Origin of the sequence: Sphingobacterium sp. UBA7631, from assembly GCF_002483935.1 — a bacterium.
GTDB classification, from domain to species: domain Bacteria; phylum Bacteroidota; class Bacteroidia; order Sphingobacteriales; family Sphingobacteriaceae; genus Sphingobacterium; species Sphingobacterium multivorum.
This window is the reverse complement of sequence record NZ_DLIX01000006.1, coordinates 165,026-182,050: the sequence shown is the minus strand read 5'-3', so window position 1 is coordinate 182,050 and position 17,025 is coordinate 165,026. Positions and strand designations below refer to the sequence as shown.

General features: G+C 40.7%; 16 protein-coding genes. 10 read left to right on the top strand and 6 right to left on the bottom strand.

The features are described 5' to 3' along the window. Positions 1-69 precede the first annotated feature (69 nt). The 7 genes from B3P16_RS11185 to B3P16_RS11155 all read left to right on the top strand — a co-directional run bounded on the left by B3P16_RS11185 (position 70) and on the right by B3P16_RS11155 (position 9,396). Complete coding sequence (locus B3P16_RS11185; protein WP_204990845.1) at positions 70-756, top strand: response regulator transcription factor; 687 nt, start codon at positions 70-72, stop codon at positions 754-756. Continuing rightward, complete coding sequence (locus B3P16_RS11180; protein ID WP_070562859.1) at positions 753-2,132, top strand: HAMP domain-containing sensor histidine kinase; 1,380 nt, start codon at positions 753-755, stop codon at positions 2,130-2,132. The genes B3P16_RS11185 and B3P16_RS11180 overlap by 4 nt, the downstream gene beginning before the upstream one ends. A gap of 175 nt (positions 2,133-2,307) precedes the next feature. Next, positions 2,308-3,642 carry a TolC family protein gene (locus B3P16_RS11175; protein WP_286842979.1) on the top strand — a complete coding sequence of 445 codons (1,335 nt, stop codon included), beginning with the start codon at positions 2,308-2,310 and terminating at the stop codon, positions 3,640-3,642. Between the two features lie 19 nt (positions 3,643-3,661). Continuing rightward, positions 3,662-4,723 (top strand): efflux RND transporter periplasmic adaptor subunit, encoded by a 1,062-nt coding sequence (locus B3P16_RS11170; protein ID WP_286842977.1) that lies wholly within the window; start codon positions 3,662-3,664, stop codon positions 4,721-4,723. A 21-nt stretch (positions 4,724-4,744) separates the two neighbouring features. Then, entirely contained in the window at positions 4,745-7,852 is a 3,108-nt protein-coding gene (locus B3P16_RS11165) for an efflux RND transporter permease subunit (protein ID WP_286842975.1), read from the top strand. A gap of 230 nt (positions 7,853-8,082) precedes the next feature. Further along, positions 8,083-8,916, top strand: a complete 834-nt coding sequence (locus tag B3P16_RS11160; protein WP_286842973.1) for a sulfite exporter TauE/SafE family protein — start codon at positions 8,083-8,085, stop codon at positions 8,914-8,916. Between the two features lie 78 nt (positions 8,917-8,994). Further along, a complete protein-coding gene (locus B3P16_RS11155; RefSeq protein WP_070562870.1) occupies positions 8,995-9,396 on the top strand; it encodes a DUF1634 domain-containing protein in 402 nt (133 codons plus the stop codon). A gap of 7 nt (positions 9,397-9,403) precedes the next feature. Here the strand turns inward: B3P16_RS11155 and B3P16_RS11150 are convergent, their stop codons facing one another. After that, positions 9,404-9,943 (bottom strand): GNAT family N-acetyltransferase, encoded by a 540-nt coding sequence (locus tag B3P16_RS11150; RefSeq protein WP_046672418.1) that lies wholly within the window; start codon positions 9,941-9,943, stop codon positions 9,404-9,406. Between the two features lie 246 nt (positions 9,944-10,189). On the opposite strand from B3P16_RS11150, the gene B3P16_RS11145 reads away from it, so the two are divergent. Together B3P16_RS11145 and B3P16_RS11140 are read left to right on the top strand one after the other, a co-directional pair. Next, on the top strand, positions 10,190-10,777 hold the full coding sequence (locus B3P16_RS11145; protein ID WP_286842971.1) for a Crp/Fnr family transcriptional regulator: 588 nt from the start codon (positions 10,190-10,192) through the stop codon (positions 10,775-10,777). A 105-nt stretch (positions 10,778-10,882) separates the two neighbouring features. After that, positions 10,883-11,476 (top strand): YceI family protein, encoded by a 594-nt coding sequence (locus B3P16_RS11140; protein ID WP_286769987.1) that lies wholly within the window; start codon positions 10,883-10,885, stop codon positions 11,474-11,476. A 153-nt stretch (positions 11,477-11,629) separates the two neighbouring features. Here B3P16_RS11140 and B3P16_RS11135 read toward each other — a convergent pair whose 3' ends face one another. From B3P16_RS11135 to B3P16_RS11120, 4 genes are all read right to left on the bottom strand, one after another. Continuing rightward, positions 11,630-12,415 (bottom strand): SDR family oxidoreductase, encoded by a 786-nt coding sequence (locus B3P16_RS11135; protein WP_088162867.1) that lies wholly within the window; start codon positions 12,413-12,415, stop codon positions 11,630-11,632. Positions 12,416-12,492: 77 nt separating this feature from the next. Further along, positions 12,493-14,145: an ABC1 kinase family protein gene (locus B3P16_RS11130; protein WP_286842970.1), complete on the bottom strand. Its 1,653-nt coding sequence runs from the start codon at positions 14,143-14,145 to the stop codon at positions 12,493-12,495. A 205-nt stretch (positions 14,146-14,350) separates the two neighbouring features. Then, positions 14,351-14,992 carry a hypothetical protein gene (locus B3P16_RS11125; RefSeq protein ID WP_070562889.1) on the bottom strand — a complete coding sequence of 214 codons (642 nt, stop codon included), beginning with the start codon at positions 14,990-14,992 and terminating at the stop codon, positions 14,351-14,353. Further along, positions 14,982-15,485 (bottom strand): RNA polymerase sigma factor, encoded by a 504-nt coding sequence (locus B3P16_RS11120; RefSeq protein ID WP_112375536.1) that lies wholly within the window; start codon positions 15,483-15,485, stop codon positions 14,982-14,984. Before B3P16_RS11120 ends, B3P16_RS11125 begins: the two co-directional genes overlap by 11 nt. A 117-nt stretch (positions 15,486-15,602) precedes the next feature. Here B3P16_RS11120 and B3P16_RS11115 point away from each other — a divergent pair, with 117 nt between their 5' ends. After that, positions 15,603-16,040, top strand: a complete 438-nt coding sequence (locus B3P16_RS11115) for an acyl-CoA thioesterase (RefSeq protein WP_286842968.1) — start codon at positions 15,603-15,605, stop codon at positions 16,038-16,040. A gap of 155 nt (positions 16,041-16,195) precedes the next feature. On the opposite strand, the gene B3P16_RS11110 is transcribed toward B3P16_RS11115, so the two are convergent. Then, the gene (locus tag B3P16_RS11110; RefSeq protein ID WP_112375535.1) at positions 16,196-16,639 is read right to left on the bottom strand and encodes an Hsp20/alpha crystallin family protein; all 444 of its coding nucleotides are present in this window, start codon (positions 16,637-16,639) and stop codon (positions 16,196-16,198) included. Between the last annotated feature and the right edge of the window lie 386 nt (positions 16,640-17,025).

The window sequence follows — 17,025 nt, the reverse complement described above, 5'->3', positions numbered from 1 at the left end:
TAAGAAAATATCTCCATGATAGGATGACAAAAATTTGTTTATTTTTACGAAAACACAACAGATATACATATGGTGGACATTTTGCTGCTCGAAGACGACAAGGTACTCTCTAAGGAGATTCGCTCTTTTCTGTTAAGCCAGGGTTTTACCTGTGATCAAGCCTTTGACGGTATTGAGTTTTTGGCCAAAACGCACCAGAAAAAATATGGTTTTTATCTATTGGATATCAACGTGCCCAAAATCAATGGACTGGAGATCTGTAAAAAGATAAGAAGCCATGACGCCTTTACCCCAATTATTATTCTCTCAGCATACGACGATATAGATGATAAAAAGGAGGCATTTCTCCGGGCCGCGGATGACTATTTGGTCAAACCTTTTGTTTTAGATGAGTTACTGATGCGGATCTATTCATTGCTGCGTCGACAACAACATAGCGAAAGCAATGAAACAAAAACATGGGTAGTCGATGATCTGATCATTTATCCTGATGAGGCCCGTGTACTACGTGCAAATGAAGAAATTAATCTTACTCAAAAAGAATTTCAACTGCTGCTTATCTTAGCGCAGGCAAAGGGCCGCACCTTATCCAAGCAACATATTTCGGAGGAAGTATGGCAAAACCAATTTCAAACAACACAGAATACAATTGAAGTTTACATCAACTTTTTACGAAAGAAAATTGATAAAAACTTTGAAAATAAACTAATCCATACAAGACCTGGATTTGGTTATTACCTATCGGCAGAAAAATGAATTTAAAAAAGAAGATAGCGATTAGCTTTAGCATTGCATTCTCCGTCCTTTTCGGTATGGCGATGTTGATTATCTACTATGCTAGTTTCGATTTTCGGAAAGATCAATTTCGCCAGCGACTGATTGATAAATTGGATAATATCTCCCATTACATCGCCAGTAATCCTTATTTCAACCGTCAGTCTTACAAAAACTATTTCCACGATGACGAAGATGGCCTCTTCTATGAAGATGTGATCATCCTTGACAAAAACAAACAACTGGTCTTCAGCACCGTAAAGGATCAGACCATTACCTGGAATGCCTCGATTGTCAATCGGCTAAATCAGGAAAAACAGATTTTCTACTATCAGGATCAATACGAAACCTTGGCCAAATATTACCGCATCAACGGTTTACCTTATTATATTATCGTAAAAGCACAGGATTACTCCGGGAATGAAAAAATGGATCATCTGGCGCTCGTCCTAACCATATTATTTGTACTGAGCGCTGTGCTGGTCTGGATATTCAGTTATAACCTTATCCAACGTTTATTGATCCCACTCGATAAATTAAAAGATAATATCACCCAGATCAATGCCAGCAAACTGACCAAACCTGTCGAGTATACCGGTAAAACAGATGAGATTGCTGTACTAACCCGAGCATTTAACACCATGCTGCTACGGCTTTCGGCTGCTTTCGAATCGCAGAAAGAATTTAATTCCAGCGCCTCTCATGAATTGCGAACACCGCTTGCCCGAATGTCCTTCCAGCTGGAGAACCTTTATCATCAGAATCAGTTGAGCGAAGAAGTAAGGCAGGTATTGCGTAATATATCCAAAGAAACCTTACATCTTTCGGAGGTAACCGATTCGTTGATGTTACTTTCAAAATTCGACTCCGAGCGTTTGAAAATGACTTATGCGGAGGAAAGAATTGATGAAATTATCTTTACGGCTTATGAAAAGGTAGCCAAGGTATTCCCCGACCTACAACTGGATTTTTCAATTGGCGGAATCGAAGATCCCAAACTGAGTATTTTCTGTTCTGCTCAATTGATTGAAATCGCTTTTGTGAATTTATTTAAAAATGCCGCGCTTTATTCCGATACCAAGGAGGTAAAAGTAATGATTGTAGAATCAACGTGGGAACTTAAAGTGCTTGTCAGCAATACTGGCCCGGCCTTGAGTACAATCGACCAAAAACGAATTTTTGATGCATTCAGCCGCGGTGAAAACGCAAGTGAAACAACAGGATCGGGCCTAGGGTTACGTATCGTTCAGCGTATCATGCAATCGCATCAAGCAACAATAGCATATCAGGCCGATCTAAAACAATCTACGCATACTTTTGTATTACTATTTAAATTGTTTCCGAACCGGGAAGTATAGTTGCTTAAGTGCGGTAGACAATGTCAAGTCTATGAGCAATAAACGCATATATTATTATACCTATCCATAGCTATCCGCCGATCTGAAAAACATGCTTTTTTAAGCTTTTTTTAAGCATTTATTAAGGGGTCTTTAATCTTAGACCAGTTATTTTGTTACATAAGTTTTGAAACACATGACAAAGACACCCCTTATATTTTTATTGCTTTGCAATAGCATGGCTTTTGCTCAACAAAAACCACCACAGGCAGATTACTTGAGCATTCATGAAAGTACATTTGGAATAAAGCAAAGTGAGATCTCGGGAAAAAAGATGACGCTTCAAGAATGCGAAGAGGCTTTTATTAAAAGTAATCTCTCCCTACTCGCGCAACAATATGACATCAGTCAAGCCGAGGCAGACGTCATACAAGCCAAAATATGGGATCTGCCACAGTTGGAACTGTCTGCCAATGCCTACGACCCACAGAACAAAAAAACATTTCATATTGGTCAATCCAAGGAAGCAAGTGTATCCCAATTGATTTATCTCGGTGGAAAAAAGAAGAATGAAGTTGAATTTGCCAAATCAAATGTTGAACTTGCTAAGCTACAATTTAGCCAATTGCTGGCAAGCCTTCGCGCCCAGCTGCGTACAACTTTCTACTCCCTTTACTTTGAGCAACATAAGTTGGCCGATATTAAAATTCAGCTGGATTACCTCAATAATCTGCTCGCCGCTTATAAAGAGCAAGGGAAAAAAGGAAACGTTTCTTTAAAAGATCAGGTTCGCCTTCAAACAATGGCCATTGATCTCAACAACGAAAAAACGACAGCAATTAATAATAGTATCAATCTACAGCAGCAATTACGTGTGCTTATTTCCAGTCAGGAAGATGTATTACCAAAGTTAACAGATCAAGAAGCAGATCAGGAACTTGCCGTAAAGCCAACAATGCCTTTGGAAAACATCTACCAATTGGCCTTGGAAAACAATGCTGATTATCAATTTGCCTTGAAGACCTCGGAAAGCGCACAGTTATTTACCAGATGGCAACAGTCTTTAAACACACCGGATATCAACCTTGGCCTTTCCTACAGCCAAAATGGAGGTGTATTCCGCAATGAGCTCAATGTCACAGCCGCCATTCCGATCCCGTTGTGGAAACAAAATAAAGGAAATGTGATCAAAGCGAAATACGCCGAAGAAGAGGCAAAGAAAAATATTGAAGTCCAACGGCAGCTGCTGGAATCACAGATCCGTTCCAACTATCAGTCCTGGGAAAATCAATATACCCAATATTTTACTATCACACCAGACGACCTGCATAACATCGCTGTGGTCTATGATGGCATATTCAATAATTTTAAAAAAGGGAATATTTCTCTAGTTGAGTTCACGGATTTTATGGACAGCTATCGCATATCCATTCTTAAGCTATACGATATGAAAAAGGAAATCATTCTCAACGCCGAACAATTAAACTACCTGGCTCAAACTTCTATATTTAATTCAACTCATGTCAACTAAAAAACTTCTTATAGCCGCTGTGGCAGTAGTACTACTTTACTCTTGCCAAAATCATAAAGAAACAGATAATGCAGCCATTGTCAAAGGTTTCGAAATTAGTGAGACGATGCTTAAATCGACAAGTTTTGCTACGGTAAAAAAAGAAAATGTGACCGAAGAACTCAACTTCTTTGGAAAGATATCGGCCGATCAAAACAATTACATTGATATTTTCCCGCTCGTTGGGGGGAATGTGGTCTCCGTTAATGTTTCTCTGGGTGATTATGTCCATAAAGGTCAGGTATTGGCAACAATCAGAAGTACGGAAGTTGCCGGTATACAAAAGGATCTTTCCGATGCCAGAACCGATGTGTTACTCGCCGAGAAAAACTACCGTGTGGCCGAAGACATGTATAATGGTAAACTGAGTACAGACAAAGACATGCTGGAAGCAAAGGGGCAATTAACCAAAGCCAAAGAGCAACTACGTCGTTCAGAAGCCGTCAGTCAGATCTACAATGTGCGCACAGGTAATATTTATTCGGTCGTATCTCCAATCGATGGCTACATCGTCCAAAAGAACATCAACAAAGACATGCAGTTGCGTAGTGACCGCAGCGACAACATCTTTGATGTGGCCAATACAAAAGATGTATGGGCAATTCTTAACGTCAACGAAACGGATATCGACAAGATTAGTATGGGCATGCCGGCTATTGTGTCTACCCTGAGCTACCCGGACAAAAAATTCCAGGGCAGTATTGATAAAATCTTTAAGATCATCGATCCCCAAACGAATTCAATGCAGGCACGCGTGGTGCTAGACAATAAGGATGGTTTACTTATTCCGGATAGTAAAGCGACCATTAAAGTGTTGCATCGCTCCAATACGGAAGCGCTTGCAGCTCCTTCTGATGCGGTCATTTTCGATCAAAACAAATATTTCGTATTGATCTATAAATCCCAAAATGATATTAAGATTCGCGAAATATTGCCGATCAAACAAAACGAAGGAACAACTTACATGGCTACGGGGCTACAGGAAGGTGAAAAAGTTGTTGTCAACAATAAACTTTTGATCTATAGAGCATTGAATAATTAATCGGTCTTAGCATTTACACGAATGAACAAATTCATTAAAAATATCATCGCCTTTTCCATTAAAAATAAAGCGTTTACCTTTATTTGGGTCGGTATTTTGGCTATTGCTGGTTTCATTAGCTTTAAAAGCATGCCCATTGAGGCATTTCCCGATGTGACCAATACACAAATAACCATCATTACCCAGTGGAACGGAAGGAGTGCGGAGGAAGTCGAACGCTTCGTAACGACACCAATCGAACTGGGCATGAGTCCAGTCCAAAAGAGAACTAGCATACGGAGCACCACCATGTTTGGCCTTTCTATTGTTAAAATCATCTTTGATGATGGTGTCGACGACACTTTTGCCCGCAATCAGGTCAACAACCTCATGCGGTCTGTGAGCCTGCCAGACAATGTAGACCCTGAAGTACAGCCCCCCTACGGCCCTACAGGCGAAATCTTCCGTTATACATTGCATAGCGATCAACGCAATTCGCGCGACCTCCTTACTTTGCAGACCTGGGTCATTGACCGCGCTTTGCGTGGTGTCCCTGGTGTAGCCGATATCAACGTTTTTGGTGGACAGGATTTGGTTTACGAAATAAGTACCGACCCCATCAAACTCGACAAATTTAATCTGACCCCGTTACAGGTATTTGATGCTGTCAGCAAAAGTAACCTGAACGTCGGTGGAGATGTCATCGAAAAAAGTGGCCAGTCCTACGTCGTACGTGGTATTGGTTTGGTCAACTCGATCAATGATATCGAAAACATCACGGTAATCAACCAAAAGGGAAATCCGGTCTTTGTTAAAAATGTAGCCGAGGTAAGAGAAAGTGCAATGCCTCGGGTGGGCCAAGCTGGTTTTGGTAAGAATGATGATGTGGTAGCAGGAACCATCGTGATGCGGAAAGGCGAAAATCCAAGAGAGGTCTTGACCGCTGTAAAAGCGAAAATAGACGAGCTCAACAACAAAATCCTTCCCAAAGATGTCAAAATGCAAACCTTCTATGACCGTGACAATCTCATGGATTTCACGACCCATACCGTTATGCACAACTTGATTGAAGGTATTGTCCTCGTCACCTTGATGGTATTGCTCTTTATGGCAGACTGGCGCACGACGGTCATCGTTTCTATCATTATACCCCTCGCCTTACTTTTTGCTTTTCTATGTCTTAAACTAGCTGGCATGAGCGCCAACCTGTTGTCTTTGGGTGCAGTAGACTTTGGTATTATCATCGACGGTGCCGTGGTCATGGTGGAAGGGATATTTGTCATGTTGGATCACCAGGCTCATAAGCTGGGTATGGAGAAATTCAACAAAATGGCCAAAGCCGGCTGGATCAAACAGACAGGAACAGGTTTGGGAAAAGCAATCTTTTTCTCCAAGCTGATTATCATCACCTCCTTGATGCCCATATTCTCCTTCCAAAAAGTAGAAGGAAAGATGTTTTCGCCACTAGCCTTTACCCTGGGTTTTGCTTTGCTGGGTGCATTACTGTTTACCTTGACACTCGTTCCGGTTTTATCGCATATTCTGCTCAATAAAAATGTAAAAGAACGCCACAATCCATTTGTTGAATTCTGGAATAGAATTGTCGCCAAAGGTTTTGGATTTACATTCCGAAACAAGCGTCTGAGTATGATCGTTGCAATTACTTTACTAGCTGCAATCTTATTTTCTGCAAAATTTTTAGGGACAGAGTTTTTACCGACATTAAATGAAGGTTCCCTTTGGGTTACTGCCGAGATGCCAATGAGCACTTCATTACGTGAATCGGTTAAAACAACCAAACTGTTAAAGGGTACTTTAGAAACTTTTCCTGAGGTCACCGGCGTACTTTCCCAAACTGGACGAAGCAACGACGGTACCGACCCCAATGGGTTTGGCTTTGTTCAGTTTGCTGTGGCCCTAAAACCTAAAGAGGAATGGACACGTAAAATCACCATGGATCAGCTGATTGAAGAGATGGACCATAAACTCAAACAATTCCAGGGGATCACCTATAACTATTCGCAGCCTATCTCGGATAATGTTGCTGAAGCCGTTGCTGGTTTCAAGGCCGAAAACGGCATCAAGATCTTTGGCGATAACCTCGCGACCTTAGACCGCCTGGCGAAAGAAGTTTATGCACAGGTCAAAGGTATTCAAGGTATTAAAGAACCTGGTATCATCTTAAATATCGGCCAACCTGAAGTTAGTGTGGTATTGGATCGGACCCGTATGGCGGCATTCAATGTCCTGCCAGCAGATGCACAGGCGGTACTGGAAATGGCCTTTGGCGGAAAGACCGCTTCCATTTTATACGATGGTGAGCGCAAATTCAACATTCGACTGCGTTATGCGCCCGAATATCGGAAAACAGAAAAGGATATTGCACAGCTGATGGTTCCATGTGGTGATGGCACATTAATTCCGTTGAAAAGTATCGCGACCATTGAAAAAGATAATGGTGCTGCTTTTATCTATCGCGACAACATCAAACGTTATATCGGCATCAAATTTTCCATCCGTGACCGTGACTTAGGAAGCACCATAGCTGAAGCACAACAAAAAGTAAGTAAAATTAAGCTTCCGGAAGGATATTCTATTGGCTGGACTGGACAATTTGAAAATCAGCAGCGTGCGACACACCGCCTAGCACAGGTTGTACCGATCAGTTTGATCGTCATCTTCTTTCTATTGTTTATTCTATTCGGAAATATCAAGGATTCGCTGCTCGTGTTGGCCAACGTTCCTTTTGCACTGATCGGTGGAATTATCGCCTTGCACGTGACGGGTATGAATTTTGGAATCTCGGCAGGGGTAGGTATGATCGCATTATTCGGGATCTGTATCCAGAATGGTGTTATCCTGATCTCAGAATTCCATCAGAATAAGAAGGAAGGCCTACCCAATGACCAATCAATTTATAAAGGTGTAAAATCGCGAACACGACCTGTGGTCATGACGGCACTCATGGCTTCCATCGGGCTGTTGCCGGCTGCATTATCGACCGGTATAGGTTCGGAATCACAGAAACCTTTGGCGATCGTCATCATTGGCGGATTAATCTCAGCGACGATATTGACATTGTTGGTATTCCCAATCATCTACGATATCTTCAACAGAAAAGAAAAGGTACAACAAACAATAGCTGAATAATATTGTCCATATTTTATATACTATATACTTAGACCAATAAAGGTCATCGGTACTGCCTCAGGCTGTGAAGCGACAGGCAGTACCATTTTTTTGATAATACTTTTGATGTAACATTTGTATCTATTCCAGGTTTAAAGTTTCAAAAGCAATAAAAAGCCCTTAAGTTTACAACAAATTACCTTCCATTAAACAGCTGCTGTTTTTTGGATCACACAAACAAACACATATTTATGACTATTCTCACCTTTACAATCATCCTTCTCCTGGGTGCTTTTGTAGCAGGGCTCTTAGGATCCCTGACAGGCTTAGGCGGAGGGGTCGTTGTCATCCCTTTATTGACTCTTCTGTTTCATGTCGATATCCGTTATGCCATTGGAGCGGCCTTGTTGGCTTCCATAGCGACATCATCCGGTGCAGCCACAGCCTATGTCAAAGAAGGCATCACCAACATCCGGCTTGGCATGTTTTTAGAAATAGCGACCACGATTGGTGCTGTTATCGGGGCTGTCATCGCCATTTACATGCCGACGAATACCATTGCAATCATTTTTGGTATTGTACTGATCTTCTCCGCAGCAATGACTATACGGAAGAAAAACGAACATTCGCTATCCGGCGGTTCTGCTTTGGCTGAAAAATTGAAACTGAATAGCACCTACCCTGCTGATGGAAAATTGATCCCGTATAAGCTGACCAACGTCGTCGGCGGCTTCTCTTTGATGGGGGTTGCAGGAATACTTTCCGGATTATTAGGCATTGGTTCGGGCTCCCTTAAAGTACTCGCGATGGACAGCATGATGAAAATTCCATTTAAAGTCAGTACGACAACGAGCAACTTTATGATCGGTGTCACCGCAGCTGCTTCTGCAGTGGTCTATTTACAAAGAGGATATATGGATCCAGGTATTGCTTTTCCGGTTATCCTGGGTGTATTATGCGGTGCCATTACAGGATCCAAACTCTTAAAGCGCATGAACCCAAAGACTTTACGTATCATTTTCGCCGTCGCTATTACTTTGGTGGCCTTGGAAATGATCTTCAACGGATTCCAGCATAAATTCTAAAAACGGTAGCTTACCCGATTTAGGATTTTAAGTTTGTAACGTCCTTCCGCTAGACAATGAAGGACCTAATTACTCAAAATGAAACAAGTATTTTCGAAACACTATTGGGGAGACAAAGACATCTCACTGTTGGTAGGACAAATTTTAAGAATAGGCGTTATATTGGCTTCCTCTATTCTTATTCTCGGCGGTATCTTCTACCTGATTGTTCATGGACAGGACACCGTACCGAATTATCGAGATTTTGTCGGTGAAGGGAATTCCAATACAACAATTACTGGAATTATTTCGGGGGCATTTAGCCGAAATATTCCCCAAGTTATACAGCTGGGTGTTCTTTTATTGATTTGTACACCTATCGTACGGGTGATTGGTTCACTGTTTGGTTTTGTAATCGAAAAGGACAGACTTTATATCATCATTACATTGATTGTATTAACCGTCATTATCGGCAGTATACTTAGCGGCATCAAGGGATAATAAGGCTTTATCTCTTGATCCGCCGCCAAGCGGATTTTTCCAATGCGTATTCAAAATTTTTACGTTCTGGCTCATTTACATAGCTGACCATCTTTTCGGCCACTTTAATAGCGCCCAAACGTTCCACGGCCTTCTGAGAACGATAGTTTTCTGCCCCCACATGCAGATAGATTCGATCCACAAAGTTGAAGGCAAAGTCAAACATCATCTCTTTGACCAAGGGATTAATTCCTGCCCCCCAATACGCACGGGCATAAAACGTATATCCAACAAAAATAGATTTTTCCGCCTCATCAAGTCCATAGTACCGGGTGCTCCCAATGCAGGCTCCACTTTCCTTATCCAGGATCAAATAAGCAGCCTTACTTTCCAAGGCCCCTTCAAAAAATCCCTGAAAAACCTCTTCCTTCCAACGATCCTTATTGGGATGCTGTTCCCAGATCAGCGGATCTTTGGCAACCTGATACAGCGTATCAAAATCCGTTGGTTCGATGATGCGTAATACGACCTTATCATTTTCAAGGGTGTTGGGGGCGACAAACTTCATGAGACACTTTTATAGTTATAGCAATTCAAATATTTTAAATCTGACAAAAGATACCAATTATTGATCAAACTATCTGAATTTTGCGAATATCCGGTCAAATATTACACCAAGATGTAGATTTTATCACCGTGTTGACAAAATTGAATGCAAGAAATCCCCTGCAACTGAATTATTTTACCTTAGAATTGATAGGAATTGGACAACTTATTCAATTAGCATGGCAAAAAATTCGTATTTTACAGCCAAATGGAACAATTCAGGGAATTTGTAAAACAGCGTATTGATGTCACTGAGGAAGAACTAAATGACATCGTCTCACGTTATCAGGTACGGAAAATAAAGAAAAAAGAATACTTTCTCCGGGCAGGCGAGGTATGCCACCATGAAGCATACGTAATCAGCGGTTTATTTAAATCATTCTATGTCACCGCCGATGGGATTGAACATATCCTACAGTTTGCAATTGAAGATTGGTGGATCGGTGATATTGCCAGCTTCAATTATCAGGAGCCGGCCCTCCAAAACATTCAGGCCCTGGAAAACTCTGTCATCCTGACCCTTTCAAAAAAGGCTAAGGACAAACTTTACGAAGATCATCCCATCTTCGAGAAACTCTCCAGGATTATGGCACAACGTGCGCAAATCGCATCGCAGCACCGTATTATCTCGAGCATAGGTTTCACTGCACAGGAACGCTATCTGGATTTCATCAAAAGGTACCCTAAAATCTATCCGAGGATCTCCAATATGCAATTAGCCTCCTATCTTGGTGTTACGCAGGAGTTTCTTAGCCGCCTAAAAAGGCAGATCTTAAAGCCGAATCGAAATTCTTGACCTACATCAATTTTTTCTTTGTCTGTTTATCCCACCTTTGCAGAAGCTTGTTCAAACAAACAATTTTAACTTTTGAAGGTTAGATAAATAAAAAAAGAAAATAAGATGAATAAATTTTTCCAAATTCTGGCAGTAGCAGTATTAATGGTTAATGTTGCTGTGGCACAAGTAAAATGGTCTGCAGACCCTGCACATACCAACGCAAGATTTGATGTAAAACACCTTGGTATCAGCTTTGTTGATGGTGAATTTACTAAGGTAGAAGGAACAGTTGAAACCCCAACAGGAACAAGTTTCAATAATGCCAAAGTTAATTTCTCTATCGACGTCAATAGCATTGATACGCGCATTGCTGCACGTGACAACCACTTGAAGACCGATGATTTTTTTGCTGCGGAAAAATTCCCTAAAATGACATTAAAGTCTATCAGTTTTAAAAATGCGAAAGTAAAAGGAAAATATGTGATGATAGCGGATCTGACGATCCGTGATGTAACGAAAAAAGTAACTTTCGAGGTAACACAAAACGGTGGAATCATTACGGATCCTTGGGGAAAAACACGTGCTGGATTTACAGCTAAAACAAAAATTAACCGTCAGGATTTCGGCATGAAATACAATGATAAATTACCTTCAGGTGTAGAAGCGGTTGCTTCTGATGTCGACATCATTGTCAACACCGAATTGGTGTTGAACTAATTGAAAATAATAAATCACACTAACATTAAGGGGTGTCCAAACGGATTGGACACCCCTTTTTATGCAATTTTACACCGAGTTCTGGCTACAGCAATCAGCTATGGAATGCTCAAATCAAGGGCTTTGACCTGACGTAATTGAGCAGCTCATTTTTTATAAGCCTTTTAACATCCCGCCGTCCAGAGGAATATTGGCTCCAGTCAGATAACTTGCATATTCGGAGCAAAGGAAAGCGACGAGATAACCGTATTCTTCAGGTTTACCCAGACGCTGCGCAGGAACCTGTTTCAACCGCAATTGTAGCGCTTCCTCGTAGGATATACCCATACGTTGAGCGTCAAGGTTGGTTAGCGACTGGATACGGTCCGTATCAAAAAGGCCTGTCAAGATGCTATTGACCGTCACCCCTTCTTTAGCGACATCCGTTGCCAGCGATTTACTCCAGCTAAGCAATGCTGTACGGATCGTATTAGACAACACTAAATTAGATACCGGTTCTTTCACAGTTGAAGAAGACACATTAATAATACGTCCGTATCGATTTGCCAACATATAAGGCAGCGCACATGAGGTCGTGTAACAGTGATTTTGAAATAAGAGTTCAAAAGCATGCTGGTAATCCGCCAGATTTTTTTGGTCTATGGTTCCTGCTTGAGGCCCATTCGAATTGTTGATTAAAATATCCACCTTATTCGACTCAAAATAATGTGTTATCTGCTTTTTGTATGCTTCGTGATCATTGTAGTCCACTACGATATATTGGTGCACCTGTCCTTTGGAGGTATCAAGACCTTCACAGGTACGTTGTAGCTTTTCCTCCTGTCGGGAAGCCAATGTTACAGATACGCCACATGAGGCAAGCACTTGGGCAATACCTGCACCTATACCAGCAGAGCTCGCTCCGATCAGGGCTTTTTTCCCATTTAGATTGATTTCCATATCTTTTTATTTTTTATTTTATAGCGTGTATGTATGCATAGCCAATCATCATGGCTGAAAATGCGTTCTAACCCCGGTTAATCGTTGTCCTTTGCTCGGATCATAGCAACAAATAAATATATGGCAAAGACCCATGCCGAGCCAAGGCATATCCAAGCAAAAATGGGAATTCCCCACCACTGTGGTTCTACGCGTGCGACAATAATCATCCCACCTAGTAAATTGAGTGACATAAACATAATTCCGATGACAATACGATTGACCCCCTTGCGTAAAATAGCATTAAAAGATCGCGCACTGATCAGACGGTGGTTGAGTGTAAAATTTCCTGTTCGAAATAAGCGCACAAGGGCGCGCATATCTTCAGGAAGTTTTTCGACATCGCGCGCAAAAGATTCAACTTTATGTTTTCCTTTTTTGAAGATTGCCTCTGGAGAGAGCCGCTCCATCATAATCCTACGTGCAAAGGGCTTGATACTCTCCATAATATTAAGATCGGGATATAACTGGCGTCCAATACCTTCCATCAACGAAATGCCCCGCATCAATTGATAAATATATTCCGGAAAATACAAGCGGTTGTCACCAATGATGTTCCACAATTTATTGAACAATAAATCTAAGCTAAGATCCCCGAGAGATACATTATCAATCATATCGAAAATCTCATATAGGGATCTTTCAAACCGGTTACGATCCGGAATATGGCTCACCACGGCAACGTCTTCAATTACGTCAGCAAGCCGGACAGCATCTTCGGAAATAGCCGATTGAATAAACTCTTCAAGCTGCCTACGGTCTATCCCCAATAATTTACCCATATTTCCGAAATCCAAAAAAGCAATCCGCCCATCCGGCATCACCATCATATTGCCGGGATGCGGATCGCCATGAAAGAAACCATGGATAATCACTTGCTCAAGGTATAAATTGATCCCATTTTTTACCAGCGTTTGGACATCCATTCCCCGACGCTTAATTTCATCGGCATCAGTTACCTTGAAACCATCGAGATATTCCATGCAAAGAACATGGTCCGACGAGAGTTCAGGATAAACACAGGGTACCTTGATCAGTTTATTTCCTTTAAAGTTCTTTGTGAAGCGTTCGATGTTATGCCGCTCAATCACCAGGGACATCTCTTCCTGCATGGTCGTAGCGAAAGATTCAACAATCAGCAGAAGGTTAAGGTTTTCCAGTACATCATTGTACATGGTTAGGATTTTGGCAATATCACGCATAAGTGCCAGATCACAGCGCATAACCTCATCGATGCCAGGACGGCGGACTTTTAAAACGACTTGGGTTCCATCTTTTAAGATTGCGCGATATACCTGTGCGATAGAGGCCGCAGCAAAAGGTTCGGCAGTAATCTCCTGGAAATGCCCATCAATATCCAGCTCAAGTTCTTCTTTGAGATAAGATTTAATATCCACTTCAAAAGGGGGAACATTATCCTCAAGGCGCTTAAGTTCATCTACGAGATCTTTGGGCAACAACCCCTCTCGCGTCGAAGCCGATTGTCCAAGCTTGATAAAAGCCGGACCGAGCTCCTCAAGAGCCATGCGAATACGGGCATAAACACTGATATTATCGACGTCAATAGCATGTTCTACAGCAGATCGGGGTCCCTTCCACGGCAATCGAGCGATCGCATCTTTAAAACCATATTTGGCCAATATACTTAAGATCTGGGAACTGCGCTGTAACTTCTTTGTCGGATTAAACATAACGGACAATGGTTTTCAATGACAATATACGAAATATCCATGCCCCAAAAAGCAAACAAGCATAAAATGAAGCGGATATTCCATATGGACTAAAAAAACTAATCAGAAGGAGATGAAACAAAAACCTTACCTATTTTAGTTCGAGCCATTTTGAACGGAAAATCAAGTCTTCAACAGCATAAAATACATACAAGGACGCTGTAAACTATTCGGCTTCCATTTGATCTAGCTTTTCCTTTATCTGTGTAATATAATTGCTATAATAAGCACGAATCATAAATTCTGTCAGACCAACAACAAGAATAATGGAAGCAATTGCGGAAAGGATCATCCACACAATAAAGTTTGGATCCTGTTGGAAAGTTTCCTTGAAATGGTATAATCGATCAAACCAGACGGTAGTCCGATTCTGTGCGATCATAATAAGATAAAGAAATAGAGCTTGCGGTATCATCACGTAGGCCGCGATCCGATAGGTCTCTACGGCATACTTCAAATCGTAATACAATTTGAGCAAGTGTTCTTTAGAAGCCAACAACTCGATCTTTTTCGTACTCTTTACCAAATAAAAGAACCTCCGATAATATAAAAGACTAGATAAGGATATCTGTACGATAAAAAAGTAATAGGCAAATGCAGCATAACCTTCAATCTTATATATCGGTAAGATGGGCACCAAAAACAGAAAGCCCATACACACGGCCCAAGAGATAAACTCACGTTTGATATTCTTGCGCAGCTTACCCATGATATTGCCGACTTCCTTATAGTATTTGAGATTTGGATTCTGTAAATCCTCGTCTGTAGGCTGTTGCTGCCAAGATTTTTTTAACTCATCAAAATTCATACTTGTATTTTTTAATGATTTGTTGAATTCGCTCCTTCGTGCGGTTTAATTTTACGCGGGCATTGACTTCCGATATACCCAGATTTTCTGCAATCTCGCGATGACTCTGACCTTCCAAAAACAAAAATATCAGGGCTTTTTCAATGGCGTTGAGCTCTTGAACGGCCTGATAAAAAACGTTCAGTTGCTCATCTTTATCGGTATCGTAAGCTTCTTCTGCAAAATCATGTCGTTCCTCTAACGTATCATAAATCTGATGTTTCTTTTCTTTTTTTAAGAATACCATTGCGGTATTGAGGGCAACACGGTACATCCACGTTGAAAATTTACTCTGTTGCTTAAATGTTGCATAGGATTTCCACAGCTGATAGACGATCTCCTGATACAGATCTTGTCGCCCTTCATGATCATCCATATACATACGGCTCACCTTAACGAGAATACCTTTATTCTCGTCAATCAGTCGAAGAAATTCTATTTCTGATGGGTTCACCTAGCGATTTTTCTTTAAATATATTTAGGTAATAAGTATAGCAAACAAACAAAGTGTTACAGCTTTATTTAAAAATATGTAAATTGTTATGAAAAAAGAGGCTAATCGTTGAAGATTATGGAGAATATATTTTATCAAGGTCAGATTATATGGGCGCAGATCGATGCAAATAGACATATGCGGCATTCTGCTTACGCTGATATCTGCGCACAGGCCCGCAGTAACATGTTGAACAAAATGGGCTTTTCACTGGATAAATTTGCCGAATTTCATATCGGTCCAATTTTATTTCGGGAAGAACTCATCTATTTTAAAGAAGTGCATTTAGATGAATATGTACAGGTAAAAGTAGAACTGACGAAATACAACAAAACAAATAGTCGTTTCTCATTTATACACCAAGTTTTTCGTAATGACGGAGTTTTGTGCTGTACCGTCAACGTCGATGGAGCCTGGCTCGACCTTCATAAGCGGAAATTAACGAAGTTACCGGAAGAGATGGAGCCTTATCTCGCCAAAATTCCCCGATCTGAAAACTATGCGGAATCTGAATAGTCTTTTCATCATGTCAGGACCATCCTGATAAAAAAAATCCCTCGGAACGCAAACGGAATTCCGAGGGATTAAAACATAAACTAAACCTAAAAACTATTGTCTTTTGCTCACCTTTGGTCATTCCCAAAATGAACTATTTCTTGTATGCTGCTGGATTATTTAACTTCAATCAAACGTTTTGCAATGATTGCATCTTCTTTTTTGCCAACAGTCAAAATTAATATACCACCTTCATAGGCAGCCTCGATATTGCTGTAATCTACGGTCTCTGGCAAGGTAAATGATCTTGAGAACGAAGAATAATTGAATTCTTTTTTGCTGTATAATTTTTCTTCACTCACACTTTCCTCTTTTTTCTCAGCTGAAATGGTAATTAGATTTTTATCGACATTGATCTTAAAATCAGATTTATCCAATCCAGGCGCTGCCATTTCAATTTTAAAGGATTTTTCAGTTTCTGATATATTGACCGCAGGTACACGGGACACCAAACGATCGGAGATGAAGTTATCATTGAATAAGTTGTCGAATACAGTGTTCACAAATGGATTTACTGCATCCGTGTTTAAACTTTTTGTAGGGAATTTAATTAATGCCATTTTTTTGTCCTCCTAATTTTTTATTTTATTGTTAAGCGTTTTTTGTTCTACCTATTTGAAGAGAGCTATTCAATTTGCGTACCAGCAGGTTTTAAAAGACAAAATGTCATTTAAAAATAAAAAATAATGTCATTTTGTCTTAAAAACAACTGTTTCCAACTACCTAGCGATCAATTTGTCATTAGCGGGCTCCCTGCCCCCTATCCCAAATTGTCCCTATACACAGACTAACGTATAGGAGATAAAACAGTTTATCAGAAATTGTCATTTTTTATTAAGAGTCTGAAACAGAGCGCTCAATTAGCAGCGTACCGTATAAGAGAAAAATCTTTTATGAAACGTTGTTATTTTTACTGAGCACCTCAAACAGAGCGTTCGAATAGTAG